Source organism: Streptomyces sp. NBC_01635 (assembly GCF_045209715.1).
GTDB lineage: Bacteria > Actinomycetota > Actinomycetes > Streptomycetales > Streptomycetaceae > Streptomyces > Streptomyces hirsutus.
The window spans coordinates 4,722,802-4,749,319 of sequence record NZ_CP109277.1 but is presented as its reverse complement, the minus strand read 5'-3'; the positions used below and the strand labels follow the sequence as shown (position 1 = coordinate 4,749,319).

Below are 26,518 nucleotides of genomic sequence, written 5' to 3'. Positions count from 1 at the left end.
CCGGCCGGCGCACGCGGCGCATCGAACGCCCGGCTCCGGTCCTCCACCACTCCGTTGCGGCGTACCGCCGCGTCCTTCCCCCGTAGGGGTTCTTCCGGGGGTGACGGACCCGATACGCCCGCGTGCCACACGCCACGTTCCGGCCGGTCATGCTCCAGCCGGCACCGCGTCCCTGTCGGACGTCAGCGGCGCCGGGTGGGTGTCCCGCATCCGGCGCGGGCCTGTCCGCGATCTCAGTCGTCGACGCGCGTCTCAGAGCCGACGGCTCGTGCCGTTCGGCGAAGGCCGACCGCGCGGACGGCAGTCTGCATCGCCAAGAGGGCGAACACAGTGCCTCCCACGCACAGCCCGAGCAGCTCCCACCGGTCCACCACCGGCTCCGTGAGGATCCCCACGGCCCGCCGGACGTCCCACATCACGATGCCGGTCAGCACCGCGGCCAAGAGAGCCGCAGACCACCAGCGCTTGGGCCAGCCCTCGTTCACGTCTCCCCCTGCCCGAAGCGTCGGCGCCTTCCCCGCCCCAGTGTGCCGTGCGCGCTGCGGGCTCGTTCCGGCAGGAGCGGGGCAGGGGCAGGGGCTTGGCCACGGACGTCGGCCGACCACCATCCGGACGACCCCCGGCACATGCGGCCGATCGACGGCCGGTGGTCGGGCGAGCCGGCCGGGCAACGTTTTCCATGGCCCCAATGGGACACCCGAGAGGGAAAGGCAGGAGGAGCCGGAAATCAAGCCGGCCCCAACGGGAATGACTCAGAAGGAAGATGGACCGCCGTGACTGCGGAAGTCAGGAAGAAGTACACCGTGCGCCCGGCCGAAACGGGCTGGGCGAGGGCGCGCCGTCTGCGCGGGCAGCGCATACGCACCTGTGAGCGCGCGACGCTCGACGCCGACGCTGGGCGGATACGGCGAAGGGGCGACTGGAACGTGGTGCGGGGCGAGGACTGAGCGGCCGGCACGCCCTCGCAGGTGACGGCGCGGGGGCGGCCCCGGTAGGCCGATTCCTCGCCTCCGGCGTGGACGTCGGTGGCGTGCGGGGGCTCCTCCGGTTCCGGAGGAGCCCCCGCCTTCCGCGTGCCTGTTCCGCGTGCCCGCCGGCCGGCTCCCTCTGCTGATCCGCCGACCGCACGAAGTTCTCCCCGGCCTCAGTGGGCCTAACCGGCGTCCCCGGGCCGGAGGCGTCCTCGCCAGGCACCCGTCTCTCCACCGTGCCGCTCGATGTACTCCTTGAAGCGGTGAAGGTCTCCCTTGACCCGGCGGTCGATCATGCCCAGCATGTCCGCGCCCTTCTCGGCCACGCCGGACGGCTCGACGTCCATGGTGAGCTCCACGCGGGTGCGGGTGTCGTCCAGCCGCTCGAACCTGACCGATCCCCGTTGCCGGGTCTCGCCGTCGACGGACCGCCAGGTGATGCGGTCGTCCGCCAGCTGGTCGACGATCTCGGTGTCGAACTCGCGCCGCACCCCGCCGATACTGGTCCGCCAGTGGTTACGCCGCTCGTCGAGCTGCCGCACCTCCTCGACGCCCTCCATGAACTTCGGGAAGTCCTCGAACTGCGTCCACTGGTTGTAGGCGGTGTGGACGGGCACCTCGACGTCCACCGCTTCCTTCACCGTGCTCATTGATTCCTCCTGGTCTGCGGCCGTTCCGCACGACGCCGGGTACCCAGCTCCAGCGGTGTGAAGACCCTCGTATCGCGGGGCATCCGTCCCCCACCTCACGGGGGCTCCGGCGGTCGCCCTCCCGGGGAGCAGGCCGGCCTGCTCCCCACGGGTCCACGGACCGCACAGGCCACAGGCCGCGCGCGTGGCCGTTCCCTTCATTCCCCGCGTCCGTCCGCTCATTCCCCGCGTCCGTCCGCCGGGGGCGACTGGTCCTCGGGCACCACGTGGACCGCGGCCTCCTCGGCGCCCGCCGCCCCGCCGTCGATGCCCTGGTCGTCGGCGACCAGCTCCGCGGTGGTGTCCGTCCGCGTGCCCTCGTCCGGCGCGACCATGCGCCCCGCGCGGTCGGTGCCGGTCTCCGGGTCCCGCGGTTCCCCTTCACCGCCGGGCAGGTCGCCCACACCGTCCCCGGCCGGCACCTCCACGTCGGGAACCTCCTGTCGCAGCCTCTCGTCGAGGGACTCGCCCTCGTACTGCTCAGCGGCCGTGGTGCCGGGCTTGGTGACGCCCAGCGGCTTTTCGGGCGGGGATTGACTTCCGCTCACCTCCCTAGAGGGAGGTGATTCCTACCACGGTCGTCCGACCGTCTCGGTGGGTTCCTGCTTCAACGCGCTGTGCCGGTACAAGTACCGGTCTCACCTGCGCTCCACAGGCTGAAACCGCCAGTCCGGCGGCCCTGGCGACGTTGACCGCCGCGTTGATGTCCCGGTCGAGGAGGGTTCCGCAGGCCCCACACTCCCAGAAGCGGATGTGGAGGGGCTTGGGGCCGTCCTTGACGCCGCAGACCGAGCAGACCTGAGAGGTCGGCTCGAACCGCCCGATACGGTGGAAACTGCGACCGAACTTGGCGGCCTTGTACTCCAGCATCGCCACGAACGCGGACCATCCCGCGTCGTGCACGGACTTGGCCAGGCGCGTACAGGCGAGCCCCTTCACCGCCAGGTCCTCTACCGCGACCGCTTGGTTGTCGCGGATCAGGCAAGTGGAGAGCTGGTGGTGGAACTCGCGCCGCGCGTCGGCCACCTGCGCGTGAGCGCGGGCGACCTTGATGCGGGCCTTGTCCCGGTTGTTGCTGCCCTTCGCCTTGCGGCTCAGGTTCCGCTGTGCCTTCTTGAGCTTCTTCTCGGCCCTGCGCAGAAAGCGCGGGGCGTCGATCTTCGTTCCGTCGGAGAGGACGGCGAAGTGTCCCAGGCCGAGGTCGATGCCGACGACGGATTCGGTCCCGGGCAGCGTGACGGGATCGGTCGCGACCACGAAGGACGCGAAGTACCTCCCGGCCGCGTCCTTGATCACGGTCACCGTGGACGGAATCGAGGGCAGGTTGCGGGACCACTTCACCCGCACGTCGCCGATCTTCGGAAGGGACAGGTCGCCGCCGGTCGTGATCTTCCAGCGGGCGTTGGCGGTGAACCGGACGGCCTGCCGGTTGTCCTTGCGACTCTTGAACCGGGGTGCGCCCATGCGCGGACGCTTGCCTGTGAGACCGTCGAAGAAGTTCCGGTAAGCGGTGTCCAGGTCCCGCAGGGACTGCTGGAGCACCACGGCGGACACCTCGCCGAGCCAAGCTCGCTCATCGGTGAGCTTGGCCTCGGTGATCAGCAGCTTCGACAGGTCCCCGGTCTTCGGGAACGCCTCGCCTGCGGCGCGAGCGCTCTCACGGGCGCGCAGCGCGTCGTTGTAGACCACTCGCGCACACCCGAACGCCCTCGCCAGCGCGGCACGCTGAGGACCGTTCGGGTACAGACGGAAGGAGTACCGAAGCTGCACGCCGATCACCGTACTGCAGTTGACTTACGGCCACGTATCAGAACATTTGCACGGGCCGTCACTGTGCTTTCGTCGTTCATGTGCACTTGGTTTTCGTGACGAAGTACCGGCACAAGGTGTTCCCCGACCGGCATCTGACACGCATGGAGGAAGTCATGCGGGCCGTGTGCGCCGACTTCGAGTGCGAGCTGGTCGAGTTCAACGGTGAGAAAAGCCACGTCCACCTGCTGGTGACCTTCCCGCCCAAGGTCGCCCTGTCGAAGCCGGTGAACTCCCTCACAGGCGTGTCCTCCCGCAGACTCCGTCTGGGGGCACCTCCCGGCCGAAGGCCGGGGGAGAGTTCCCCGACCTCGTCCGGCACTACTGGCAGGCCAACAGGCTGTGGCCCGGCTCGTACTTCGCCGGCTCGGTCGGCGGAGCCCTGCTGTCGATCGTGAAGCAGTACATCGAGCAGCAGAACCGGCCGGCCTGATCCTCCGCTTCGGCCGAGGCCATCAGTGCAGATCCGTGCGCACAACGAAGGCCAGAACAGTTCTCAGAATCGCTTCACCACCGGGCTGAAGCCCGGTGCACTGCGATTAGATCCGGTAGCCCTCGTCCAGCATGTCGTCGTACGAACGCTCGTCCACCGCGTCCTGCAGGTCCAGCGGCGACGCGTCCTCCTGCTGCTCGTTGCCACCGGTGGGCTGGTAGACGTCGTCCGCCCTGTTCTCGTCGCTCATGTCCGCCTCCGGCCGGGGTTCGGTTCACGTTTTCCGTCAGGACGGGACGAGTACCCAGGTCATGATCCGTCTACCTCGGCTCCCTGGCTCCCCGGTCCCCGGCTCCCAGCTCCCGGGTCCCGGGTCCCGGTCTCACCGGCGGCTTCCTCCCGGACGCATGGCGGCGTCGTACACGGTGCGGTAGTCCGGGACGACGATCCGCGTCGCCGGAGACGCCTTCTCGACCTGGGTGAGGAACGCTTCCAGGTCCATCGACGGGTCCCGTACGGGGGAGCCGCTCAGTGGCACCTCGAAGTTGTCCCAGTGGACGGGGACGACGACGCCCGGGCTGTCCAGCGCGCGCAGCAGCCGGGGTACGTACCGATGGGTGGCGGTGCCCGCGGGTACGGCGATCATCGCGAGGTCGGGGCGCAAACCCCTCACCGCCCGTTCGGAGAAGTCGCTGGCGCCCATGAGGAACGCCGACGGACCGCTGTCCCCGGCCGTCACTCGGAAGGCGAGGGTGTCGCCCTCCGGCAGGTCCGAGATGGTTTCCGGGGCCGTCATGGGCGGGGCGTTCAGCGTGCCCGGGGCGAAGTAGGCGCACTTCTTGTTGCGGCTGTGCAGGCTCGGCACGACCTCCACGGTGATCCCCCCGCCGAAGTCCAGCACCTCGCCGCCCTTCACCACGGAGATCTGTCCCGGGTCGACCCCCAGGGAAACCAGCAGGTGGTAGGTGGTCTCGGTGCCGACGACGCGGGCGCCGGTGGTTCTGGCGATGTGCGGCACGTCGCCGAGGTGGTCCCAGTGGGAATGGCTGACCAGGACGAGTTCGGGACGGCCGATGTGCGCGTCCACGACCTCCGGCCGGGTGCGCAGACGGGTCCCCGGGTCGAAGGCGCCGTCGAAGAGGCCCGTGGGGAAGCGGGTGAGATACGGATCGAAGAGTACGGTCCGGTCGCCGACGTCGATGCGCCAGCCGGCGGTGCCGAGCCAGCGCCATGATGCCGAACCGGCGGCTCGGCCACTGCCACGAGCGGTGGCGGGGGCGGCCGTGGCAGCAGCGGTGGCCGTGGCGGCCGTGGCGGTGGCGGCCGGGATCAGCGGGGAGGCCGCGCCGAGCGCGGCGCCGCGCAGCACCGTACGACGGTCGAAGCCCCGTCGGGAAGGCGCGTCCGGTCGGTCCGTTCGGTCTGTGACACGTGTGTCCTGGGTCATGGCGTCAGAAGATCAGGACGCCAACTCCCTTGTCCAAGACCGTAATTCGGCTACACCGATATGCGAACGCATATGCGCTCCGGTCACCGGCCCGCACCGCGCAGGAAGCCGACCGCGATTCCGGCCGCCCTGCCCGCCGCGGCGTCCACCGTGGGGCGTGAAGCGGCCAGGGCGTGCGTGCGGGCGAAGACGGCGACCGCGTAGCACCCGCCGTCGGGGTAGCGGACGACGCCCGCCTCCATGTGCAGTCCCGGCAGGGTTCCGGTCTTGGCCGCGACCGTGACGTCGTCCGGGAAGCCCGACACCAACCGGTGCCGGAAGACTTGACGAGCCATCAAGTCACGTACGAGCGAGCAGGCTTCGGGCGGGCCGGCGGCGTCGGTCCAGATGAGCCGGAGCAGCCGCGTGATCTCGCGGGGCGTGCTCGCCGTGGTGCGGCGGGGATCCAGCACGGCCAGCCGTCTCTTGCGGTCGTCCGGCAGGGCGGGGTAGCGGACGGCGAAGTCCCGCTCGTCGCGCGCCCCGACCTCCGCGAGCATCGACTCCAGCAGGTCTCGCGGTCCGCCCACGATCCGGGTCCGCTCCAGGCCGAGTTCCGCCGCGAGCAGCCGTACGGTGTCCAGGCCCACGCGGGCCAGCAGCAGGTCGGCCGCCGAGTTGTCGCTGACCGACATCGCGAAGTGGGCCAGGTCGCGCAGCGACAGCTCGACGTCGTCCAGACAGCCGGCGGTCCCCCAGCCGCCGAGCCGGTCGGCCGCGGTCACCCGCACCCGCTCCCGCGGGTCCAGCTGGCCGGCGGCGACCTGCCGGGCGAACTCCAGGACCAGCAGCACCTTGAAGATCGAGGCGATCACGACAGGGTCGTCGGCCCCGATGCCGACCTCGCACCCACCCGGCTCCTCCGCGCCGGTCGCCGCGTCGGCCCCTGCCGCGGACTTCGCACCCGCCCCGGCACCCGTCTCCCCGAGCGCCCCCGCAGGCCCGTGGACCGGTACCGCGTGCAGCCGGCCTTCGGCCCTCGCCTCGGCGAAGACCTGTCGGATCCGCTCCTCGATCACTGTTTCTCCTCGGTCCTCGGTCCTCGACCATCGGCCCCGCCCCTCGCCCTCGGTCACCTGCCCCCGGTCACCGGCACCCCGGCACCCCGGCACCCCGGCACCCCGGCACCCCGGCACCTGATCATCGGCCCGTCCCGGTCGGTGGTTCCGTCCGGTCGTCAACGCGTCGCGGCCGACGGTCCTTCGGACCCGGCCACCGTCCGGGGGACCCGGCCACGGATGCGTCATCCTCACCACGGCCTTCCCGTAAGGTCATCGACCGTGGATCTCTTGCGCCACCTGCGCCTTTTCGTCACCGTAGCCGACGAGTTGCACTTCAGCCGGGCCGCCGAGCGGCTGGGCATGGCACAGCCGCCCCTCAGCCAGGCGATCCGCAGGCTGGAGAGGGAACTCGGTGCGGAGTTGTTCGACCGCTCGCAGCGTGGCGTCCGCTTGAGCGCCGCGGGGGCGGTGCTGCTGGACGAGGCCCATGAACTGCTCGCCCGGGAACAGCGGTTGCGCACCCTGGCCCACCGCGCCGCCGACGGTGGCCTCGGCACGCTCCGCACGGGCGTACCGCCCGACACCACGGCCGCCGTGCTGTCCGCCCTGCTCGCCTCCTGCGCGCACCACGCCCCCGGGCTGTCCGTGGACCTCCAGGAGGTCACCACCGAGGAGCAGGTACGGCTGCTCTCCTCCGGCGGGCTGGACGTCGGACTCGTGCACCATCCGGTCGACACCACCGAACTGCGGCTCGGCCCCGAGATCTCGCTCGATCTGGGTGTCGTCCTGCCGCGTACGTCACCTCTGGCAAGGTTGCCGGAAGTGGCGCTCGGCGAGCTCTCCGGCCACGACCTGGTGCTCTTCCCACGGGCCCACGCGCCCGGCTGGTACGACCGGATCCTCGACGTGTGCCGCGCGGAGGGCTTCGTACCCGGCCGGGTACGGCACGCGTCGAACCCCGAGTTCCTGCTCGCGCTGGTGACGGCGGGACACGGCGTCGCCTTCGACCAGGGGCCGGTGGCCCGTAAAGAGCCCCGCGTCGCCTGGCGGCCCCTGGCCGGCCGCCCCCTCACCCTGCGCATCAGCGGCGCCTGGCCCTCCGGTCGCGGCGCTCACCCGGCTGCCCGCCGCTTCGCGGAACTCGCGGCCGACGTCCTGGCCCGCGACCACACCGCGACCCCGTGGCGCGACGGTGTTCCCCGCCCACCGGACGATTCCCCGCGCCCGTGGTCGGTGGTCTACGGATAGGACCTTTTGTTTGAATCAGTCCGGATCAGAGAAGATCCGGATCGGAGAAGATTCAGCATGATTCGGCCCGATTCGGTCTGATCAAGGAGCGGGGGCCGGCGCCGTGCCCGTGCGTCGCACGGCTGATCGGGCGCGCAGGAGCGCGTCTGCGGAGACGGGTCATCGTCCCGGGACGTCATGTCGTTCGTTCCCCTGCCGTGCGGGCCGGGGCGCCGTGCTCGCGGTGGTGGGCTCTGCGGGTGGCCGTGAGGGCGAGGGCGGCAAGGGTGAGGGAAGTGGCGGCGGCCGGCCAGAGCGGGGCCGTGTCCTGGCCGTGGGCCCAGAGGACGCCTGCGGCCGTGGCCGTGGCCGCGACCAGGCCCCCGGTCAGGACGACGGCGACGAAGGCGGTGCGGGAACGTTCGGGAGGACCGGACCACCCCAGTTGTGCCCAGATGCGGGCTGCTTCGCGTGCGCCGCGTCGGCGGTGGACGGCCGCGCGGGTCCACAGGCCGGTCGTGGCGGTCGCGCCCGCCAGGGCCGCCGCGCAGGGCGGCCACCAGCTGTCGGTCAGGAGGAGGAGTACGGCGACGGCGGCGGCCGTGCTCCAGCCGCTGAGGCAGGCCACCGCCCCGGTGCGGCGGGAAGCGGGCCGGTCGGCCCCGGCCCGCAGATCGGCGAGGGCCGGCAGGTACCAGACGGAGCCGGCCGCGGTCACCACCGCCGCACCGAGGGCCAGGACGGAATGGGCCATGGTTCAGTTCACCGTCTCGAGGGCGGTGATCTCCGGGTGGTGGAGGTCGAAGGCGGGGGATTCGGAGCGGATGCGGGGCAGGGAGGTGAAGTTGTGGCGCGGGGGTGGGCAGGAGGTGGCCCATTCGAGCGAACGGCCGTAGCCCCAGGGGTCGTCGACCTCGACCTTCTTGCCGTACTTGGCCGTCTTCCAGACGTTGTAGAAGAACGGCAGGACCGATATGCCCAGCATGAACGACCCGATGGACGACAGGGTGTTGAGGGCGGTGAAGCCGTCGGCGGCCAGGTAGTCGGCGTAGCGGCGGGGCATGCCCTCGACGCCCACCCAGTGCTGGACCAGGAAGGTGAGATGGAAGCCCACCGTGAGCGTCCAGAAGGTGATCTTCCCGAGCCGCTCGTCGAGCATCTTGCCGGTGAACTTCGGCCACCAGAAGTGGAAGCCGGCGAACATCGCGTACACGACGGTGCCGAAGAGCGTGTAGTGGAAGTGCGCCACCACGAAGTAGGAGTCGGTGAGGTGGAAGTCCAGCGGCGGCGAGGCCAGGATGACGCCCGTCAGACCGCCGAAGAGGAAGGTCACCAGGAAGCCCGTGGCCCAGAGCATCGGGGTCTCGAAGCTCAGCGACCCCTTCCACATCGTGCCGATCCAGTTGAAGAACTTCACCCCGGTCGGGATCGCGATCAGGAAGGTCATGAAGGAGAAGAACGGCAGCAGCACACCGCCCGTGGCGTACATGTGGTGCGCCCACACCGTCACCGACAGGCCCGCGATCGCGATCGTCGCGCCGATCAGGCCCATGTAGCCGAACATCGGCTTGCGGGAGAAGACCGGGAGCACCTCGGAGACGATGCCGAAGAACGGCAGGGCCAGGACGTAGACCTCCGGATGCCCGAAGAACCAGAACAGGTGCTGCCACAGCAGGGCGCCGCCGTTCGCGGCGTCGAAGATGTGCCCGCCGAACTTCCGGTCGTACTCGAGCGCGAAGAGCGCCGCCGCGAGCACCGGGAACACCATCAGGACCAGCAGAGCGGTCAGCAGGACGTTCCAGGTGAAGATCGGCATGCGGAACATCGTCATGCCGGGAGCGCGCATGCAGATGATCGTGGTGATGAAGTTGACCGCGCCCAGGATCGAGCCGAAGCCGGACAGGGCCACGCCCATGATCCACAGGTCGGAGCCGATGCCCGGGGAGTAGAGCTCGCTGGACAGCGGGGCGTACAGGAACCAGCCGAAGCTGGCCGCTCCGTCGGGGGTGAGGAAGCCGCCGGCCGCGATCAGTGAGCCGAGCAGGAACAGCCAGAAGGCCAGCATGTTCAGCCGCGGGAACGCCACGTCCGGTGCGCCGATCTGGAGCGGCATGATCCAGTTCGCGAACCCGGTGAACAGCGGCATCGCGAACATCAGCAGCATGATCGAACCGTGCATCGTGAACGCCTGGTTGAACTGCTCGTTCGACATGACCTGCAGACCGGGCCGGGCCAGCTCGGCGCGCATCAGCAGCGCCAGCACACCGCCGACGGCGAAGAACACGAACGCGGAGACCAGGTAGAGCGTCCCGATCCGCTTGTGGTCGGTGGTCGTCAGCCAGTCCACCCACGACGCGCGCGTTGTCTCCGGCGCGGTGTTCCCGGGGCGCCCGAGCGCCTCGCCCGCGCCGGGGGCCACGGCGTGCGCCCCCGCGGTCCCCACCTCTTGTATCTGCCCCTCGGCCACCGCCGGTGCCCTCTCCTTCTGCTCACGCTCCGCTCCTGTCCGTAGGTGTTCGGACAGGCGTCGGCGAGCCGGGAGATGCCGAGTGGACGGGAGTGGACGCGACGCTTCCCGGCCGCTGCCACATGATCGCCGCCGGGGCAGGGGGGTCGGACAGGGCCGAACAGTCCCCACTGTCCGCCGGGCGGAGGGACCAACGGCCCTGATGTGCCCGGCGGTGCGGAACGCGCTCTCGTCGCCGGGCCGTCCGTCCGCGCCGGCCGGTGCGGCCTGTGACGGCGTTGGCGCCGTGACCGGTCCGAGGTCTCCGCGGTAACGGCTTACGCCCGGACATCTCCCGGCCGCGGACGCCCATCGCGGCGCCCACCCACCCCTGACGGTCGGCTCGTGCGGCAGGCAGCACCGAGGCGCGCGGCCGGCGCGCACAGAGGTTCCGTCCTCGTCCGCGCCTTCCCCCGCAGCACACGACCGCCGTCCGACGCCAGTGCGCCACGCTTCGGATCATCTGGCCGTGTTCGCGCACACCGCCATGCCACGTACGGACGCAACCTCGTGGCCGGCCCCGCGGAATCGAGCGACCGGCACGGGTCAGGCCAGGTCAGGTCAGGTCAGGTCAGGTCAGGTCAGGTCAGCTTGCGGCAGTGCAGCGCGTCCGGGGTGCGGGAGGAGCCGAGGCGGCCGGTGTAGGCGATGCCGGCCGCGTACTCGTCGGCGGCACACTGACCCTTGTAGTGGCCGTGGGCGAAGTCGCCGCCCTGGGGGGCCGGGCCCCTGTTGTCACCGCGGTCGAACCAGACCGTACGGCCGCTCGTGCCGGTGATCGCGCCGGGCCGGGCGGCCGCGCACAGGGCGGCGGAGACGGCGGCGCCGCGGACGCTGTAACCGGTGAGGAAGTGGCCTTCGGGGCACTGGAGTTTGGTGTATCCGGAGGCCCAGTCGCCGCCGGGCCCGACGTGCCGTTCGTCGACCACCACCTCGTGTCCGCCGGCCGGGGCCGCCAGGGGTCCGGCGGTCACGTCGGAGCACAGGCCGCGGTTGCCGGTGTGGCTGAGGCCGAGAAGGCGCTGTCCGTCGGGGCAGACGGCCTTGCGGGCGCCGGAGTTCCAGTCGGGGAGCGCGCGCATGCGCCGCGAGGCGATGAAGTCGGCGTGGTCGGGGCTGAGCATCGACCAGTCGGCCACCGGGGCGATGTGCCCGGTGCGGCCCGGGGCCCCGACGAGCCGGGTCCAGTCGGCGGCCCGCCAGTCGTCACCGTCGTACGGGCCCATGCGGTGGCCCGCGGCGTCCCAGTGCAGCAGCGCCCAGCCGTTGCCCCTGCGGTTGTCGTGCCAGCCGACGAGCGGCCAGTACGCGAAGTCGGCGTCGGTACGGATCAGGTGGTCGACGAAGTTCGTGAACCAGGCGCGCTGCTTCGCTCCCGTCTCCTCACGGCCGCCGACGCCGAACTCGCTGATCCAGACGGGGGCGGTGAAGTGCCGCTCCCCCTCGGCGGTGACGTAGAGGGCCTGCCGGTTCAGGACGTCGGTCAGCTCGGTGGGGCTCAGGTCCTGGTAGCGGGGGTCGGTGGTCTCACCGATTCCGGTGGCGCCGCTGTGGTTCGGGCCGGTGTACCCGTAGAAGTGGGCGGAGTACACGAGTTTGCCGGAGTCGACGAGCGTGTGCGAGAGATGGCGTACGGGCTCCAGGGTGGGGCGTCCGTGCGCGAATCCGTCGACGGGGATGCCGGTCCAGTTGATGCCCTCGACGATGATGAGAAGGTCGGGGTCGGCTTCCGTCAGGATGCGGTCGCCCACGCGCTGGGACGCGGTGAACCAGTCGTGGTGGTCGCCGAGGCCCCAGTTGGGGTCGTCCCAGACGGTCCGACGTACCTCGTTGTAGAGGTCGGCGCCCACGACGCGCTGGTTGTCCCGGTAGCGGCGGGCCATGAACAGCCAGTCGCTCTCCCAGGCTTCGGTGGACCGGCTCGCGTTCCAGCGCTCGTTGCCGTCGACACCGCAGCACCAACGGGTGGTGTTGGTGTGGTTGTTGAGGATCACCGCGAGTCCGGAGGCGGTGAGTTCGCGGACCACGACGTCGTAGACCTCGAGCGGGGTCTTCCCCCGCAGGGCGTGGTTGGCGGCGACGGCGCCGTCCGTCACGGGGCGGGTGTCGTGGATCATCTCGTTGGAGAAAGGCAGCCGGACGCTGTTGATCCCGATCTCGTGGAAGCCGGAGATGATCTCGGTCATGGGGGCGCGGTCCAGGCCGAGGGGGATCCGGCCGGCGTTCTCGCCCGCGTGGTGGTTGGCGTCGTCGTCCACGCTGCCCGAACCGTTCCATGTGCCGCTGGCGCCATGCCAGTTGCCGGAACGCAGCTTGAAGCGGTCACCGTCCGCGTCGACGATCCAGCGGCCGCGCGTGCTGAGCGGCGCGGACCAGTCGGGGGCGGAGGCGGCGGACGTGCCGACTGTGGCGGACGCGGCGCTCGTGCCGGCCGTCGTCGCGGGGCCGGAGACGGAGGGGGGTCCGCCTGCGGACTCCTGCGGCATCGCGGTGGCGGCGGCAGCGGGCGTCACGGGCGCCAGCAGAAGTACGGCGGCCAGAATCGCCCTGCCGAAGGATCCGCGCACGGTCACCACCCCGAGGACTAAATTGTCATGGCGACGTCATCATGACGGACGGGGTGCCATGGGTCCAGGCCTACGGAGGAGACCTGCGGGACCGGCCACCCGCACGGTCACGCCGGGGCCGGGGCGGGGGCGGGCTCGGCGAACGCCCGTCGGCTGTGGTGCAGCAACTCCCTTACCGCGGAAGCGCTTTGTCCGCTCTTCCAGACCAGGGCGAGCATCACCGGTGTGTCGACGTCGTCGATGAGGCGGGCGGTGAGCCGGTCGCCATGGCCCGCGGCCATCGACTCGCTGAGGACGGCGACCCCGAGTCCGCGGGCGGCGAGGTCCGCGACGGCGTCCGCCGCGCCGGCCTGCAGCGCGATCACGGGCCGGAGGTCCTGTGCGGCACAGGCCAGGTCGAACGCCGTGCGCAGCCCTGTGCCGGAGGGCATGCAGACGATCGGATGGGCGGCCAGGTCGCGCAGCGTGACCCGCCGCTGCCGCGCCAGGGGATGCCCGGCCGGGACCGCCGCCACGAGCCGCTCACTGATGATCGTCAGCGCTTCCAGCCCGTCCGGGGCGGTGGCCGCGGTTCCGACGAGGGCCAGGTCGACGGTGCCGGCGCGTACGCCCTCGACGAGCCGGTCGGAGTTGTCCTCCAGCAGAGCGATCTCCACCCCGGGGTGTGCCCGGTGGAAGGCGGCGAGGGCGTCGAACAGCGGGGTGACCGTGCAGCCCAGGACCATCCCGACCGTGAGCCGGCCCCGGAGCAGGCCGGTGACCTCGCCCACCGCCCGGCCCACCGCCCCGGCCGCGGCGAGCGCGGCACGGGCGGGTCCGAGCGCGGCCTTTCCCGCGACGGTGAGGGTGACGGCACGCGACGACCGGTCGAACAGCTCGGCGCCGAGTTCCCGTTCCAGCCGGCGGATCTGGGCGCTGACCCCGGACTGGCTGATGCGGACCCGCTCGGCCGCCCGCGTGAAGTTCCGCTCCTCGGCGACCGCGACGAAGTACTCCAGCTGCCTCAGTTCCATGACTGTGGATTCTAGTTCCCAGCAGATCCATCTGTTGGACTTCTGACCGGTGGGCGACCACGCTGGAGGCATCGAAGTCCGAGCGAGATCGGGAGGCAGCCATGCCGGGAACATCGGGGCACCAGTACGAGGGCGGGTCCGCGTACGAGAAGGCCATGCGGCCCGAGGACATCACCCGCCTGTTCGTCGAACGGTCCAACGCCGGTGACGCGGCCGGAGTCGCCGCGCTCTACGAAGAGGACGCGGTGATGGCGTACCCGCCCGGCGACCGGACCGTGGGCCGGGAGGCGATCCGCGCGCTGTGGGAGAAGGTGCTGGCCCACCGCCCCCGCTTCGAGCCGGAACAGCCGCTTCCGACCCTGGTCAGCGGCGACATCGCCCTCACCTCGACGCCGCCGGGGGACGGGGCGGGCGCCCGCGCGCAGGTCGTCCGGCGCCAGCCCGACGGAAGCTGGCTGCGCCTGCTCGACCAGCCCGAGTTCGTGTCACCCGCCCGTTGATCCCTTCGGCCGCGTGGCCGCGTCGCCCGGACACCGCCGGCCGTCGACGGACGCGGTTCTCGGACCTACGCCGCCGGCCCCGTGTCGACGACGCAGCCGATCTCGACGATCTGACCGGGGAACGTCAACTCGCTGACGCCGACGACGGTGCCGACCGGGTGGTGGCCGGGTGGCGGCCGCCGAAATGCGCCCGGTCGCCCGCCGCCACCGCTTCGACAGCTGACGACACCTGACGGCGCCTGCCGGGATCGTGACGCCAGGGGGTGGCGCGCGGCACCCCGCCGCTCAGTCGGCGGGGTCCGGACGGCCGCCGCGGCGCAGTGTGCGGGCGCACCAGCCGATGACCGCGGCGTTGAGCAGCGCGCCACCGACCACCGCGCCGATGAACGTCACGGCACCGCCCGGCAGCCCGAACAACACCAGGCTGACCGGGGCCGTGGCCAGCAGCGGGATGACTCCGGCGAAGGACGCGTCCTCCCCGGCGCCGACGACGGCCACCGTGATCGCCCACACGAGCAGGGCGGCACAGAGCCCGAGGTAGACGAGGGCGAAGACATCACCGAAGAAGACGCGGCGCAGCCAACGGGAAAGGGATCTGCCAGGCCGTGAGGGTCTGGCGGATCGGCCGGAATCGGTCATGGTGGCGGGTCTCTCGGTGTCAGAGGTGTCGGAGACATCGGTGGCGTCGATGACGTCGATGACGTCGGAGACGATCGAGGGGTCAGAGGTGTGCGCCCGGCGGGTTCGGGTGGGCGAGGCCGACGTCGTACGCGAGGATCGTCGCCTGGACCCGGTCGCGCAGCCCGAGCTTGCGCAGCAGCGCGTTCACATGGGACTTCACCGTGCCGACGGTGATGCCGAGTTCGGCGCCGATCTCCATGTTGGTGAGCCCGGACGCCACGAGGGTGAGGACGAACCGCTCACGCGCGGTCAGGCTGTCCAGCTCGTGGTGGCCGCTCGCGGCGTGGATCCGGGTGGGCTCACCGGACGCGTAGTGGCCGATGAGCCGGCGGGTCGCGGACGGGGAGAGCACGCTCTCGCCCGAGGCCACCACCCGGATGCCCTGGAGCAGTTCGGAGGGGTGCACGTCCTTGAGCAGGAAACCGGAGGCGCCGGCGCGCAGCGCGTCGAAGACGTACACGTCGAGGTCGAAGGTGGTCAGCACCAGGACACGGGGCGCGTTCTCCCCGCCGGTGATGATCCGGGTGGCGGCGATGCCGTCCAGTTCGGGCATCCGGACGTCCATCACCACCACGTCGGGTGCCAGTTCCTCCGCGAGCCGTACCGCGGCGGCACCGTCGGCGGCCTCGCCGACGACGGTCATGTCCTCCTCGGCGCCGATCACGGCGGCGAACCCCGCCCGTACGATGCCCTGGTCGTCGACGACCAGCACCTTGAGGCTCATCGTTCCCTCTTCTCCTCGTCCCCCTGCCCGGCGACCGGCGCGCCGGTGGCCTCCGGGCCCGGGGCAAGGGGCAGCCGGAGGCGGAGGGTGTCCGCCGGGCCGGTGGTCACCGTACCGCCGAGGGCCGCGACCCGCGCCGCCAACCGCTCCCGTACGAGGCCGCGGGTGGCGCCCGGCACCCCGGTGACCGTGAGCGTCAACGAGCCGTCGTACGCGTCGAATTCCAGGATCGCCGGTCCCTCACCGCTCGCCGCGAGCACGGTCTCCGCCGCATGGTAAGCGGTCAGGTCCACGGCGGTGGGCAGTCGGCCGGGCACCCGGTCGGTCAGCCGTATCTCCACGTCACGACCGGTGGCCCGGCACTGGTGGGCGAGCAGGTCGAGGGCCTGGAGGGTGGGCTGCGGCCGCCGCGCGGCCTCCGTCCCGCCCTCCCGGACCGTGTCGAGGAGAGAGCGCATCGCGGCCAGGGCCTCGCGGGCGCGTTCCGCGGTCCCGTCGAGCCGGCCCGCCTCCGCCTCCGCGACCATGTCGGCGGTGCGTGCCAGCACGGTGCTCTCCAGCCCGGCGGCGATCCGGCGGCGCTCGGCCCACGCGTCCCGGACGGCCTCCTCGGTCCAGGCGGCGAGACGTTCGTCGCGCGTGCCCCGCGCGGCCCGGTCGCGCCGGCCGCGCAGGGTCCCGCCCCAGTGGGCCGCGCCGACCGCCACGGACGCCCCGGCCGTCGCCGGCACGGCGACCGTCCAGATGTGGGCCGTCGTGTCCCGGTCCAGGCCGGCGGCGGTCGCCGCCGCCGCGTGCACCATCACCGCCACGACCGAAGCGACCACCGCGGTCACCGCGGCGGGCCCGCTCCCCACGGCCACCGCGGCGGGACGGAGCCACCGGGGCGGGCGCGGACGGTTCCCGGCGGGGGACGGGCCGGCGGCGGTACGGGCCGCGTGTGCGGCGAGTACGGCGAGCGCCCCGCAGGTGGCGAGCATGCTCAGCGCGGGCGGCAGGACGACCGGCCCGGTGTAGTCACCGACCGCCATCGCCACCGGCCACAGCGGGGCCAGCGCGAGCAGGGCGCCCGTGGCCGCGCGGGGCGCCCGGCGCAGAGCCACAGCAGCGCGACCGCCTGTGCCGCGGCGAGCAGGGTGAAGAACGCGCCGGCGGCCGGCGTCGACCCGCTCGACACGTCCTCCGATCTGATGATCATTACGGGGAGGAGCGGTTGCAGGACGAGGCCGACCGCGGCCGTCAGCTGCGCCAGGCGGTAGCTGAGCGGGACGGACCGCTCGACCGGGGCGGCGGTCCGGCCGGGCAGGACCGCCGCCACCTCCCAACCGCCGTCCGCGGTCGGGCCGCTGGTCAGCGTGCCACCCGCCTCCCGCGCACGGGACCGCAGGAAGGCCGTGCCGCGCCCCCCGCCGAGGTTCGCGCCGTGCGCCGTCGCCCCTGCCGGCGGTGCCGAGCTCGTGACCACGATGTCCGTACGCGTGTCGCCGTACTGGCACCGCACCCTCGTGTGCGCGCCGGGGGCATGTCTGGCCACGTTCGTCAGTGCCTCGCGCACGATGCCGAAAGCCGCGTCGGCGACGGCGCCGTTCGGCAAGGGGCCGATCTCGTGGTCCACGTGCCGGCCCAGCCCGCGGAACCCCTCGACCAGGTCGCGCAACCGTTCCTCCGGCGACGGCAGTTCCTCGCGCGAGGGCGAAGGCGCCCGCACCGAGCCGAGCGCGAGGGTGACCTCGTGACCGGTCCCGACGGCGAATCGGAGCGCCTCGTCGGCCAGTTCGGGACGGCTCTCCCGGAGTCCGAGCGCCGCCCCCGCCGTGACCACCACGGCCGTCAGATGGTGGGCGCTGACGTCGTGCAACTCCCTTTCCATGCGCTGTCGTTCGAATGCCGGAAGCCGGTGGCGTTCGGACTCGGCACGTTGCAACAGCCGTTCGGCCGCCTGCCGTGCATGACGGGTCCGCCGTGCGAACAGGCCGGCCCCGCAGGCAAGGACGTACAGCAGGGCGGTGAGGACGAGGTCGAGCCCGTCGTGGTCGCTGAGCCCGTGCAGACTGATCCAGTACAGGACCTGCCAAACGGCGAGCGCGACCGTGCACAGCAGGGCGGTGAAGGTGTCGCGTTCGGCCGCCACGGTGAACAGGGCCAGTGCCACACCCGCGGTCCCGAGTACCGCCATCGCCCCGGCAGGCAGCGGCCCGGCGCCCAGCGCGCAGGCGGCGGCGACCAGGACGAGGGTGGTCACCGGGCGGGTACGGCGCAGGGCGAGCGCGGCCGTCACCGGTCCGGCGACCAGGACCGCCACGAGAAGGGCGGAAGCGGTCGGGACGGTCCCGCGCACCAGTGCCGCCCCTGGCCAGACCACGGCCTGGGCACAGATCAGCAGGACCGGGAGCAGCCGGTCGTCGGTTCGCTTCATGAGACGACAAGGCTATGTCCGCAGGTGGGCGGCCCGACTCCGGCTGGAGGTGGATCCCCTTCTCCTACCTGGGTTACAAAGGCGGTGACACCCGCCCGGTGGAGACTGCGCGCGGCCTTCTCTGCCTCCGGTTGCACGCGGCAATCGTCCGCCGGCCCGAGGACCGAGGGGTGCCCCCGGCCATAGTCTCGATCACATCGGGAAAGCGGCCCGCCACCGGCTCCACCAGCGGTTTCCGTTCCGTCCAGGACGGCGCGCCGCCTTCCCGCCGCCCGGTCCGGCAGGTCCGACCTCACCTGCTTCCGCACCACCGGCCAAGCAATTCCAAGCAAGTCCAAGCGAATTCGAGCGAATTCGAGCGAATTCGATCACATCAGGGGGATTCACCATGTCCAAGCGCGTTCTCATCGGGTCCTTCGTCGGTGCTCTCGTCGTCGGCGGAGCCGCCGCCGGTTTCGCCATGGCCTCGGGCCCCCCGAAGCTGTCTCTGGAGAACAGCTCGGCCCGCTACACCGCTCCGTCCGGCGACAGCGCGGGCTCGTTCTCCTTCACCACGGACGTGAGCGACGACTCGGGCGTCACAAGTCTCCACGTCCTGCCGTGGCCCGCCGATTTGGAGCTGGACCCGACCGGGAAGGAACTCCGCGACACGGAGGAGACCGCCACCTGCCGCAAGACCTCGGACGAGACCTCCCGCTGCACCTACGCGCTGGAAATCACCGAGGAGGAGGCGGCCGCGCTGGAGGCGGGCACCTGGAAGATCACGGTGCTGGCGACGGCCAAGGACGGTGACACCCTGTTCGTGCCCTCCGCCGCCACCTTCGAGATCAAGCACTGACCCGTCGAGCGCTGATCCGCCGAGCGCTGCCCTGCCGAGCACTGACCCGTCACATGACGGCCGGGCACCTGGTCCCGGCAGGGCCCGGCCGCGCACGGAACACGGCGCCGACGGCCGGCCGGGCTCAGTCCAGGACGTGCCGCAGGTAGGACCGCGGGTCGGCCAGATAGCGGCGCCAGTGCTCGACCAGGGCGAGTTCGTCCCAGGCCACTCGGCGCATGCCGTGGTCGCCGACCTCGACGATGTCCGCGCCGGGCAGGGCGGTCAGCAGCGGAGAGTGCGTGGCGCAGATGACCTGGCCACCACTCCTCACCAGCTGGTCGACGTGGCCGAGCAGTTCCAGGCACGAGGTGAACGACAGCGCCGCCTCCGGCTCGTCCATCACGTACAGGCCGGGCTGGAGGAACTTCCCCCGGAACGCCGCGAGGAAGCCCTCGCCGTGGCTGACCGAATCCGGCGCGAACCCTTCCCGGTCCAGCGCGTCCAGCGCCGTCTCGGCGCGCAGGAAGAAACCCTTGCGGGCGCGCCAGCTGCCCAGCATGGGGCGACCGCGCGGCGCCGCGTCGAAGCGGATGCGCTCGCCCAGCACCGACTTCGGGCGGTGACTGGCATAGCGCCAGTCGTGCGAGCCGCCCCAGGAGTCCAGCCCGAAGCCTTCGGCGAGAGCCTCGACCAGGGTCGACTTGCCCGAACCGTTCTCACCGACCAGGTAGGTCACCGGCGCGGTGAGGCGCAGACCGTCCGCCAGCAGCCCCCGCACACAGGGCACGGACCACGGCCATTCCCGCTCGTCCTCGTCGGGTAAGACCCCGGATACGTACGCACGTTCGACGATCACGCCCCGAGTTTCCCATGGAGCCGCGCGTAGTGAACCGTGGAGGGCGGTAGCAAGCGGCGCTCGCAGGCCCATACTGGAGACAATGACAAAGCCAGTTGCACCGAAGCGCATTCTGCCCACCAGCCCCTTCAAAGCCCCGGTCGCCCCGCCGCCCAAGCACTTCGCGGTGGGCGACCAGGTCACGCACGACATGTACGGTCTCGGCCGGGTGATCGGCATCGAGGACGGAATCGCGGCACTCGTGGATTTCGGTTCGGCGCAGCAACGAATCCTGAGCCCGTACTCCAAGATGAGCAAGCTGTAGTTCCAGCCGTAGCCGTAGTTCCAGCTGTGGCCGAGGCTGCCGCCGCGACCGACGTCGCAGCCGTAGCAGCGGCTCCAGGACCGCCGGGCCCGGTCACGACATGCCAGACCCCTTCATGGCCCCGCACCGAATCGGAGACCTCTCATCGACACGACCTCGCTGTTCTCCGCCCCGGAAGGGGCGCCGCGCCAGGCCACCACAGCGTCCCCCCGTCCGGAGGCGGACCCCTTCCAGGCCCCGGACTTCGGGGAGGACGAGACCTTCCTGTTCGAGGAGGCGCAAGCATCCTTCCCGGACCTGGACACGAGTACGCCCCACCGCAGGGCGCGCTAGGCCACAGCCGCGTGAACAGGCACGACAGACCCCGGACTGCGCGGCAGCCGGGGTCTTCGTCGTGCCGCGGACCCGGCTCCCCGGTCGGACGCCCCGGCTCCCGCGGACAGACCTGCCGGGACGTCCGACCGGGACTTCGAGTGGTCGGCGCCTAGCCGGTTCGTCACCCGCCCACCGCCGGGCACGGCCCTCGGCGTGCTCCCCGGACGCCGCTGCCGGGCCAGGACGTTCCCGCCGGACGCCGCCTGCCGCCCCACCGGAAGGCTCTGCTCCGGTGCGACCGAACCGGCCGTCACGGAACGAGCACACCGGCTCCCGCACCCGACTGCCGCTGTGTGGTTCACCACACTCCTTCGTGAGCCGGCCATCGGCGGCCACCTGCGGGCGCCGGCCGGCCCCGGCAGCGCCGACCTCGCCCGGCCCGACGCGTAGCGCATCGGTGTGGTGAGCACCCCACCGCCGAAGTCCGACGAGGCCCAGCCCCTGGTCTGCGGAACCGCTGCCCGTCCGGTCGACTCCGAGGAGCCCCTCGGCAGCCACCCTCCGCTCGCGCTGATCCTCAACGTGGTCGGTCCGGGCGCCACCCTCGGCGTCATGACGTGGACCTCCCAGGACGGCAGCCTCTCCTCCCCTCCGGGCTTCACCGCGCAGCCGACGGAGGCGTCGATGACGGCGGCCCCGTACCCGAACCCGCCTCCGGGTCCGTGGGCATCCCGGCCCGGCCCCCGCACAGCGGCCACAGCCCCGGCCGCCCCCGTGAAGAAGCCGACGGAGGTCCGACCGCGGCGACCCGGAACCCGGGGACAGCCGGACTCCCGCCTGTCCCCGGCCGTCGAGGAACACCGTGCCGTGTCGCCGGCGGGGCCACGGACCGGCAGGGCCGCGGACGCGGACGCCGGGGCGAATGCCGGGGCGGATGCCGAAGCGACTCAGGGTTCGATGCGCAGGGGGTGGGACTCGGTCACCTGGTCCACCTCCGAGACCCTGATCGTCGCCTTCATCGTCCAGGTGCCCGGCAGGGGGAGGTTGAGGTCGCTGGTGGCCCAGTAGCCGCCACGGTCGGTCAGTCCGGCGTCGATGGGGCCGATGTCCTTCTCGGCGAGGGTGAAGGAGAGGCGGAGCTCCGGGATCGAATCCAGGGCACCGGCGGGGTCGAAAGCCACCGCCTGGATGCCGTTCTCACCCACCCGGCCCGGGTCCAGAGTGATCTGCACGCTGCCCCTCCCACCGGGGACGTCGAGGGCGTACGGGATCGTGACCACCGTCGCCGCGGGCAGTCCGGCGATCGGGGCCGTCCCGGTCGCCGCGGCCTCGGCCTCCGCTCGGGCCGGGAGAGTGCTGGTCAGCACCGTCGTGACCAGCAGCACCACGACCGCCACCACCGCTTCCACCAGAACGGAGACGCGCAGGGCACGACGGTAACGGTCGAGGGGCGGCTCGTTCGGATCGGACGGAGTCGGATCGGACGGAGTCGAGCCAGACGGAGTCGGATCAGACGGAGTCGAGCCAGACGGCAGGGCAGGTGACGGAGCGGGGGGCGGGGAGTCCGGGGTGCCGTCGTCGGAGGCGGGCAGCGCGGGGGCGGTGGGCGGTGCCTTGTCCGAAGTGGCGGAAGCCACCAGTTCCGGGAGCCGTTCCCGCACGGCCGCCGTAGCCCCCTCCACAGCCTTCTCCTCCTCCTTCTCCTTCCCCTTCTCCTCCATCTCCGTCTCCGTCTCCGTTTCCGTGGATGAGGCCGCCGTCGCCAGGCCGAGCGTCAAACGGCGGGACAGGCCCGCCGCCAGCAGCAGTGCGGCCGTCACCACGAGCTTGACGACCAGGGTCCTTCCGTACGACGAGTCCGCGAGCGCCGACCAGGAGCCGAGGCCCCGCCAGGACTGGTAGACGCCGGTGACGACGAGGACCGTCACCGAGAGGAAGGCGAGACGGGAGAAGCGGGTGACCGTGGCGACGGGCGGCGGGGCGTCGGCGCGGAACAGGACGATGAGCAGGGCCGTGAGGCCGCCGAGCCAGCAGGCCGTCGCCAGCAGGTGCAGTACGGACGACGTCATCGCCACCGGCACCTGGATACCGGCCGAAGCGTGCTCGGCCGCAGCCCACGTCAACGCGAGGGCGACGGCCAGGACGGTGCACGCGGCGAGCCGGGCGGGCGATGTCCGGCCGTCCGGCTCGCCGTGATCTCTCCGCAGGAGAGGCAGGCGCAGGAAGACCACCGCCGCCAGTGCCAGCAGGGCGAGCCGGGTCAGCAGCGCGATGCCCGGCCGCCCGGTGAGGACGCCGGTGAAGGCCGAGAGGTCGAACGCGGTCGCCGGGGACGTTCCGTTCTCGTACGGAGCCCGCAGCACGAGGAGGACCGCGGTGGACGTCAGCAGCGTCCACCAGCCCGTGACCAGCGGCATCCGCAGCGGGGCGGTGTCCGGCGGCCGGCACAGGGCCGCGAACGCCACCGTTCCGATGAGCAGCGCGGCGGCGATGTACGCGAGATAGCGGCCGGTGTCGTAGAGGCTCGCGGTGATCGGGTGCTCCGCCGGGGCTGCGGGCGCCATCGGTGCGGTGGGCGAGGGTTTGCCGATGGAGAAGGTGAAGGCGCCGGAGGCGGGGTGGCTGTCCGCGGAGACCACCCGCCAGGCGACCGTGTAGGTGCCGTCGTCGAGCCCGTCGGGCAGGCCGATGCGCGCCGTGTCGGACCTGCCGTCGGCGTGCTCCGGCTCATCCAGCGGAACCCGGTGGTTGTCGGGGCTGTAGATCCGGAACGAGTCGTCGAGCAGGGCGACGGACTCCGTGAAGGTCAGGGTGATGTGCCGGGGGGCGGACTTGACGACGCTTCCCTCCCCGGGGTCGGCTCCGCGGAGCGCCGCGTGGGCGCTCGCCGGCCCGGCGCTGCCGAGGAGGAGCAGGATCAGCGCGGTGCCCAGCAGCACCAGCCCTTGAAGCCGCCGGGCTCCGCGACCGAACGTTCCGCGATCCGCCGCTCGGCGGCCCGTTCCGGCGCCCCGTCCGCCCGCGCCTCGTCCGCCCGCGCCTCGTCCGCCACCGTCGCCCGCCGCCCTGCTGCGCCGTCGCTGCACGTCGTTCCCACCTCCCGGCCGTCCGGCCGTCCGGCACTCCGGCCGTCCCGCATCCCGGCCATCCGGCACTCCGGCACTCCGGCTTCAGGTGGGGTACGGACGGGAGGCGCGGAATGCTCACCGCCCCGGCGGGGCGGCGATCCGCCGGCCGGTCCGCATCACCTGTCTCCGAAAGCCGCCTCCCGTGTGAGGAAGGCGAGTTGGGCCTTCTTCTCCGGCAGGTACACGTCCGGCAGATCGATCTCGGGCAGGACGACCTCGGGGCCCGCCGTGAAACCCTGCCGCAGGAAACGGGCGACCACCTTCTCGTTGGCCACGTCCGGGTCGACCACCACGCGCCTGCGGTCCGGGCCCAGCAGGACGAACCCGACCATGACGGTCAGCAGCGCGCCGGTCCACCCGGAACGCGCCCCCTCCGGGCCGGCCGGAGCGACCAGCAGGTGGATGCCGATGTCGCCGGGCTCGACGGGGTAGCAGTCGCCGACCCGGTCGGCCTCCGGTTCGTACGTCTGGAGCAGCGCGGCCGGCTCGCCGTCCTTGACGAGGAGGTACGCGTGATGGGTGTCGAGCGTGTCCATATGGGCGTAGATCTCGGCCACTTGCTGCTCGGTGAGGCCGTTCATGCCCCAGAAGAGGGCGCGTTCGCCGCTCACCCAGCGGTGCAGGACGGCCGCGTCCGCCGCCGGATCGAGCGGCAGCACGCGTACGGAGCCGAAGCCGTCGGCCACGTCCTCGTGAACGGCCGCGCGGGACGCGTACGGGTCAGACATCGGTCTCCTCCTGAAGTTCCTCGAGTCCATCGGTCTCCTCATGAGTGCCCCGGCCCCGGACCACGTCCTCCCTGCGGAGTCCGTCCCAGTCGGTGACGACCGGGACCAGGTCCCCCGCGAGCCACAGCGGCAGCTGGTCGCGGTGGTGGGGCGAGTCCGGGACGCCCGAGGCGCCGAACGGCACCACCCAGCGGCTGTCCTCCCGGCGGGCCAGGTCCCAGACGTAGCGGGCGGCCGGGCCGCGCGCCGCGAGGTCGGTGAGACCGGGCACCGAGGAGGTGCACAGCACGCAGTCGTGGTCGCCGGACAGAGCGGGTTCGTCGTACGGCGTCATGGGCGGAAGGGCCCGCCAGGGAGCCAGCCGGTGGGTGTCTCCCCAGGTGCCGGCCGGCGGCCGGGCGGCCACCTCCTCCAGCGCCGCACGCACCGCCGCCGGACGGTCGATGCCGTACAACTCCTTCGCGGTCAGGAGGTGTTCCAGCGCGTAGCCGATCCGCGGGAGCAGCGCGAGCCAGGGCTGGAACACCTCCGGGTAGGCCGGGGGCGTGGCCAGCCGGGCGAACGCGGGGTGCCGCGCGAGCTGTCGTACGAGCGCGCCGCGCACCGCCGCGTGGAGCGCCGCGCCGGTGCTGTCCGCGTCCATGCGCCGGTCCCAGCCCAGCAGTCGGCCGCGCAGGCCGGCCGCCGGGCCGGTCAGACCGTCGAGGGCGGCGACATGGTCCAGCAGGGCTGTGGCGGAGGCGAGGTGGGTGTCCGTGTGGAGGGCGGGCATCTCCGCGGCCGACCAGTGCTCCCGCCGGGCGAGCAGCGCGGCGATGCGCTCGGCGCGGTGCGGCGCGGCGAACTCGACGCCGAGGGGGGCCGCCGGGCCGCGCTGGTTCGCCATCACGGCGATGCCGTCGGTCAGGCCGGCGCGCGGCGACTCGTGCCACCCCTGCCAGTCGTGTCCGGGCTCCCACGCGGGCACCGGACGGATCCGGTTGGCCTCGGCCCGTACCGGCACCCGGCCGGCCACCCGGTGCAGCGTGCCGCCCTCGGTGTCGGCGGCCTGGACCACGTTGACCGGCTCGGCCCACAGGTCGAGGGCCCGGTCCACGTCGGCGACCCGGCGGGCCCGCAGCAGCGGCAGCAGAGCGCCGAAGCCCAGGTCGCCGGTGACGCGGGGCGGGTAGCGCAGGGCGACGGCGACCGGGGGAGCGCCGGGCTCGGACACACCGTCCTCGAGGCCCTCGGGACCGCCGATGATCACCGGTCCCCGGTCGGTCTCGATCACCTCGACCTCGACCGGGTCCTCGCCGGCGACCTCGACGGTCTCGGTGTGCCGGGCGGCCCGGTGCCAGACACCGTCCGGGCCGAGCGCCTCCACACCGGCGCCGGTGCGGCGCAACTGCTCCCGGTACAGGTCCTGGTAGTCGGCCATGGCGTTGGTGATCGCCCAGGCGACCGAGCCGGTGTGGCCGAAGTGGGCGATGCCGGGAACGCCGGGCACGGCGATGCCGACGACGTCGAACTCCGGGCAGGACAGACGGATCTGCTGGTAGACGCCGGGGTCCTCGATGAAACGGTGCGGGTCCCCCGCGATCACCGCCTGCCCGGTCACCGTCCGCTCCCCGGCGACCAGCCAGCCGTTGCTTCCGGAGGTGCCGGGACCGTCGGCGGCGAACAGGCCGACGGCGTCCCGCCCGAGACACTCGACGACCCGCTCGCGCCAGAGCTTCGCGGGGAACCCGGCGAACAGGATGTGCGTGGAGAGCCACACCGCGAGCGGCGTCCAGGGCTCCCAGCGGCCGGGGGTGAGGGCGACCCGGGCGAACTCGGGGGCTGCGGCGCGTCCGGGGGGCGCGGCGAATCCGGGGGCCGCGGTGGGTCCCGGAGCTCCGGTGGGCCCGGGGCTCGGGGAGGGCCCGGGGCTCGGGGAGGGCCCGGGGCTCGGGGAGGGGTCAGAAGCCGGGGAGGAATCGGATGCCGGGGAGGGGGGAGCGTCCGGGGCCGCCAGCCCTTCGTTGACTCCCTCCACGTACGCCCGGAGCCACTGCCCCGTCTCCGGGTCCCGCCGGTCCAGTTCGGCGAGGCAGCGGCGAGCCGTGTCGGCCAGGCGGACACGGCGGGCGAAGCGGTCCCAGGGGAGGGCCTCGGGGCCGAGGAAGGACGCCGAGGTGCCCTGCGCCCTGTGCCGTTCGGTCTCCAGCTGCCAGGCCCGGTCGAGGGCGGTGACCCGGCCCTGGAGACGGGCGAGTTCGGTGGCGTCACCCGCGCGCAGATGCGGAATGCCCCAGGCGTCCCGGAAGATCTCGCCGGTCACTGTGCCCCCATTCACTTTAGGTTAGGCTCCCCTAACCAAGCC

General features: G+C 72.3%; 22 protein-coding genes and 3 pseudogenes. 6 read left to right on the top strand and 19 right to left on the bottom strand.

Annotated elements, in window-relative coordinates; genetic code table 11:
• Positions 1–233: 233 nt before the first annotated feature.
• Entirely contained in the window at positions 234–485 is a 252-nt protein-coding gene (locus tag OHB56_RS22125; protein ID WP_406355175.1) for a hypothetical protein, read from the bottom strand.
• A 288-nt stretch (positions 486–773) separates the two neighbouring features.
• On the opposite strand from OHB56_RS22125, the gene OHB56_RS22120 reads away from it, so the two are divergent.
• Positions 774–947, top strand: a complete 174-nt coding sequence (locus OHB56_RS22120; RefSeq protein ID WP_406355173.1) for a hypothetical protein — start codon at positions 774–776, stop codon at positions 945–947.
• Between the two features lie 206 nt (positions 948–1,153).
• Here the strand turns inward: OHB56_RS22120 and OHB56_RS22115 are convergent, their stop codons facing one another.
• The 3 genes and pseudogenes from OHB56_RS22115 to OHB56_RS22105 form a co-directional block, all read right to left on the bottom strand.
• The gene (locus OHB56_RS22115) at positions 1,154–1,621 is read right to left on the bottom strand and encodes an SRPBCC family protein (protein WP_350845380.1); all 468 of its coding nucleotides are present in this window, start codon (positions 1,619–1,621) and stop codon (positions 1,154–1,156) included.
• 218 nt (positions 1,622–1,839) lie between these two features.
• Positions 1,840–2,193, bottom strand: a pseudogene (locus OHB56_RS22110) (DUF5709 domain-containing protein); the annotation flags it as partial.
• A 19-nt stretch (positions 2,194–2,212) separates the two neighbouring features.
• The gene (locus tag OHB56_RS22105; protein WP_406355171.1) at positions 2,213–3,430 is read right to left on the bottom strand and encodes an RNA-guided endonuclease InsQ/TnpB family protein; all 1,218 of its coding nucleotides are present in this window, start codon (positions 3,428–3,430) and stop codon (positions 2,213–2,215) included.
• Between the two features lie 44 nt (positions 3,431–3,474).
• Here OHB56_RS22105 and tnpA point away from each other — a divergent pair.
• Positions 3,475–3,902 (top strand): annotated as a pseudogene (gene tnpA / locus OHB56_RS22100) (IS200/IS605 family transposase).
• A gap of 106 nt (positions 3,903–4,008) precedes the next feature.
• Here the strand turns inward: tnpA and OHB56_RS22095 are convergent.
• The 3 genes from OHB56_RS22095 to OHB56_RS22085 all read right to left on the bottom strand — a co-directional run bounded on the left by OHB56_RS22095 (position 4,009) and on the right by OHB56_RS22085 (position 6,407).
• Positions 4,009–4,152: a hypothetical protein gene (locus OHB56_RS22095; protein WP_406359324.1), complete on the bottom strand. Its 144-nt coding sequence runs from the start codon at positions 4,150–4,152 to the stop codon at positions 4,009–4,011.
• Positions 4,153–4,284: 132 nt separating this feature from the next.
• Positions 4,285–5,271, bottom strand: a complete 987-nt coding sequence (locus tag OHB56_RS22090; RefSeq protein WP_406355169.1) for an MBL fold metallo-hydrolase — start codon at positions 5,269–5,271, stop codon at positions 4,285–4,287.
• A 161-nt stretch (positions 5,272–5,432) separates the two neighbouring features.
• Positions 5,433–6,407, bottom strand: a complete 975-nt coding sequence (locus tag OHB56_RS22085) for a serine hydrolase (RefSeq protein ID WP_406355167.1) — start codon at positions 6,405–6,407, stop codon at positions 5,433–5,435.
• 270 nt (positions 6,408–6,677) lie between these two features.
• Here OHB56_RS22085 and OHB56_RS22080 point away from each other — a divergent pair, with 270 nt between their 5' ends.
• Positions 6,678–7,637 (top strand): LysR family transcriptional regulator, encoded by a 960-nt coding sequence (locus tag OHB56_RS22080; RefSeq protein ID WP_351122409.1) that lies wholly within the window; start codon positions 6,678–6,680, stop codon positions 7,635–7,637.
• Between the two features lie 175 nt (positions 7,638–7,812).
• Here the strand turns inward: OHB56_RS22080 and OHB56_RS22075 are convergent, their stop codons facing one another.
• From OHB56_RS22075 to OHB56_RS22060, 4 genes are all read right to left on the bottom strand, one after another.
• Positions 7,813–8,370, bottom strand: a complete 558-nt coding sequence (locus OHB56_RS22075; RefSeq protein ID WP_406355165.1) for a hypothetical protein — start codon at positions 8,368–8,370, stop codon at positions 7,813–7,815.
• A 3-nt stretch (positions 8,371–8,373) separates the two neighbouring features.
• Positions 8,374–10,083: a cytochrome c oxidase subunit I gene (gene ctaD / locus OHB56_RS22070; protein ID WP_406355164.1), complete on the bottom strand. Its 1,710-nt coding sequence runs from the start codon at positions 10,081–10,083 to the stop codon at positions 8,374–8,376.
• A gap of 620 nt (positions 10,084–10,703) precedes the next feature.
• Complete coding sequence (locus tag OHB56_RS22065) at positions 10,704–12,698, bottom strand: cellulase family glycosylhydrolase (protein WP_326753809.1); 1,995 nt, start codon at positions 12,696–12,698, stop codon at positions 10,704–10,706.
• Positions 12,699–12,796: 98 nt separating this feature from the next.
• Complete coding sequence (locus tag OHB56_RS22060) at positions 12,797–13,702, bottom strand: LysR family transcriptional regulator (RefSeq protein ID WP_326753808.1); 906 nt, start codon at positions 13,700–13,702, stop codon at positions 12,797–12,799.
• A 101-nt stretch (positions 13,703–13,803) separates the two neighbouring features.
• On the opposite strand from OHB56_RS22060, the gene OHB56_RS22055 reads away from it, so the two are divergent.
• A complete protein-coding gene (locus OHB56_RS22055) occupies positions 13,804–14,202 on the top strand; it encodes a nuclear transport factor 2 family protein (protein WP_326753807.1) in 399 nt (132 codons plus the stop codon).
• Positions 14,203–14,487: 285 nt separating this feature from the next.
• Here OHB56_RS22055 and OHB56_RS22050 read toward each other — a convergent pair whose 3' ends face one another.
• From OHB56_RS22050 to OHB56_RS22040, 3 genes and pseudogenes are all read right to left on the bottom strand, one after another.
• Positions 14,488–14,841 (bottom strand): SCO4225 family membrane protein, encoded by a 354-nt coding sequence (locus OHB56_RS22050; protein ID WP_406355161.1) that lies wholly within the window; start codon positions 14,839–14,841, stop codon positions 14,488–14,490.
• Between the two features lie 82 nt (positions 14,842–14,923).
• Positions 14,924–15,607: a response regulator transcription factor gene (locus OHB56_RS22045; protein ID WP_326753805.1), complete on the bottom strand. Its 684-nt coding sequence runs from the start codon at positions 15,605–15,607 to the stop codon at positions 14,924–14,926.
• Positions 15,604–18,023 (bottom strand): annotated as a pseudogene (locus tag OHB56_RS22040) (histidine kinase). Before OHB56_RS22040 ends, OHB56_RS22045 begins: the two are co-directional and overlap by 4 nt.
• Before the next feature lie 388 nt (positions 18,024–18,411).
• Here OHB56_RS22040 and OHB56_RS22035 point away from each other — a divergent pair.
• A complete protein-coding gene (locus OHB56_RS22035; RefSeq protein ID WP_326753803.1) occupies positions 18,412–18,861 on the top strand; it encodes a DUF5707 domain-containing protein in 450 nt (149 codons plus the stop codon).
• A 124-nt stretch (positions 18,862–18,985) separates the two neighbouring features.
• On the opposite strand, the gene OHB56_RS22030 is transcribed toward OHB56_RS22035, so the two are convergent.
• The gene (locus OHB56_RS22030) at positions 18,986–19,699 is read right to left on the bottom strand and encodes an ABC transporter (protein ID WP_406355159.1); all 714 of its coding nucleotides are present in this window, start codon (positions 19,697–19,699) and stop codon (positions 18,986–18,988) included.
• Between the two features lie 82 nt (positions 19,700–19,781).
• On the opposite strand from OHB56_RS22030, the gene OHB56_RS22025 reads away from it, so the two are divergent.
• Complete coding sequence (locus OHB56_RS22025; RefSeq protein ID WP_326753801.1) at positions 19,782–20,003, top strand: hypothetical protein; 222 nt, start codon at positions 19,782–19,784, stop codon at positions 20,001–20,003.
• Between the two features lie 1,262 nt (positions 20,004–21,265).
• Here OHB56_RS22025 and OHB56_RS22020 read toward each other — a convergent pair.
• The 4 genes from OHB56_RS22020 to OHB56_RS22005 form a co-directional block, all read right to left on the bottom strand.
• Entirely contained in the window at positions 21,266–23,257 is a 1,992-nt protein-coding gene (locus OHB56_RS22020) for a copper resistance CopC/CopD family protein (protein ID WP_406355157.1), read from the bottom strand.
• Positions 23,236–23,466 carry a hypothetical protein gene (locus tag OHB56_RS22015; RefSeq protein WP_406355155.1) on the bottom strand — a complete coding sequence of 77 codons (231 nt, stop codon included), beginning with the start codon at positions 23,464–23,466 and terminating at the stop codon, positions 23,236–23,238. The genes OHB56_RS22020 and OHB56_RS22015 overlap by 22 nt, the downstream gene beginning before the upstream one ends.
• Positions 23,467–23,562: 96 nt before the next feature.
• Complete coding sequence (locus tag OHB56_RS22010) at positions 23,563–24,174, bottom strand: GNAT family N-acetyltransferase (RefSeq protein ID WP_406355153.1); 612 nt, start codon at positions 24,172–24,174, stop codon at positions 23,563–23,565.
• Positions 24,167–26,476: a penicillin acylase family protein gene (locus OHB56_RS22005; RefSeq protein ID WP_406359186.1), complete on the bottom strand. Its 2,310-nt coding sequence runs from the start codon at positions 26,474–26,476 to the stop codon at positions 24,167–24,169. Before OHB56_RS22005 ends, OHB56_RS22010 begins: the two co-directional genes overlap by 8 nt.
• Positions 26,477–26,518 lie beyond the last annotated feature (42 nt).

Excerpts from the sequence above, each read along its gene's own strand:
- OHB56_RS22050 (WP_406355161.1), bottom strand. The coding sequence starts at position 14,841 with ATGACCGATTCCGGCCGATCCGCCAGACCCTCACGGCCTGGCAGATCC.
- OHB56_RS22025 (WP_326753801.1), top strand. The coding sequence starts at position 19,782 with ATGACAAAGCCAGTTGCACCGAAGCGCATTCTGCCCACCAGCCCCTTC.
- OHB56_RS22015 (WP_406355155.1), bottom strand. The coding sequence starts at position 23,466 with ATGGCCGGGATGCGGGACGGCCGGAGTGCCGGACGGCCGGACGGCCGG.
- OHB56_RS22010 (WP_406355153.1), bottom strand. The coding sequence starts at position 24,174 with ATGTCTGACCCGTACGCGTCCCGCGCGGCCGTTCACGAGGACGTGGCC.
- OHB56_RS22060 (WP_326753808.1), bottom strand. The coding sequence starts at position 13,702 with ATGGAACTGAGGCAGCTGGAGTACTTCGTCGCGGTCGCCGAGGAGCGG.
- OHB56_RS22055 (WP_326753807.1), top strand. The coding sequence starts at position 13,804 with ATGCCGGGAACATCGGGGCACCAGTACGAGGGCGGGTCCGCGTACGAG.
- OHB56_RS22115 (WP_350845380.1), bottom strand. The coding sequence starts at position 1,621 with ATGAGCACGGTGAAGGAAGCGGTGGACGTCGAGGTGCCCGTCCACACC.
- OHB56_RS22045 (WP_326753805.1), bottom strand. The coding sequence starts at position 15,607 with ATGAGCCTCAAGGTGCTGGTCGTCGACGACCAGGGCATCGTACGGGCG.
- OHB56_RS22035 (WP_326753803.1), top strand. The coding sequence starts at position 18,412 with ATGTCCAAGCGCGTTCTCATCGGGTCCTTCGTCGGTGCTCTCGTCGTC.
- OHB56_RS22075 (WP_406355165.1), bottom strand. The coding sequence starts at position 8,370 with ATGGCCCATTCCGTCCTGGCCCTCGGTGCGGCGGTGGTGACCGCGGCC.
- OHB56_RS22095 (WP_406359324.1), bottom strand. The coding sequence starts at position 4,152 with ATGAGCGACGAGAACAGGGCGGACGACGTCTACCAGCCCACCGGTGGC.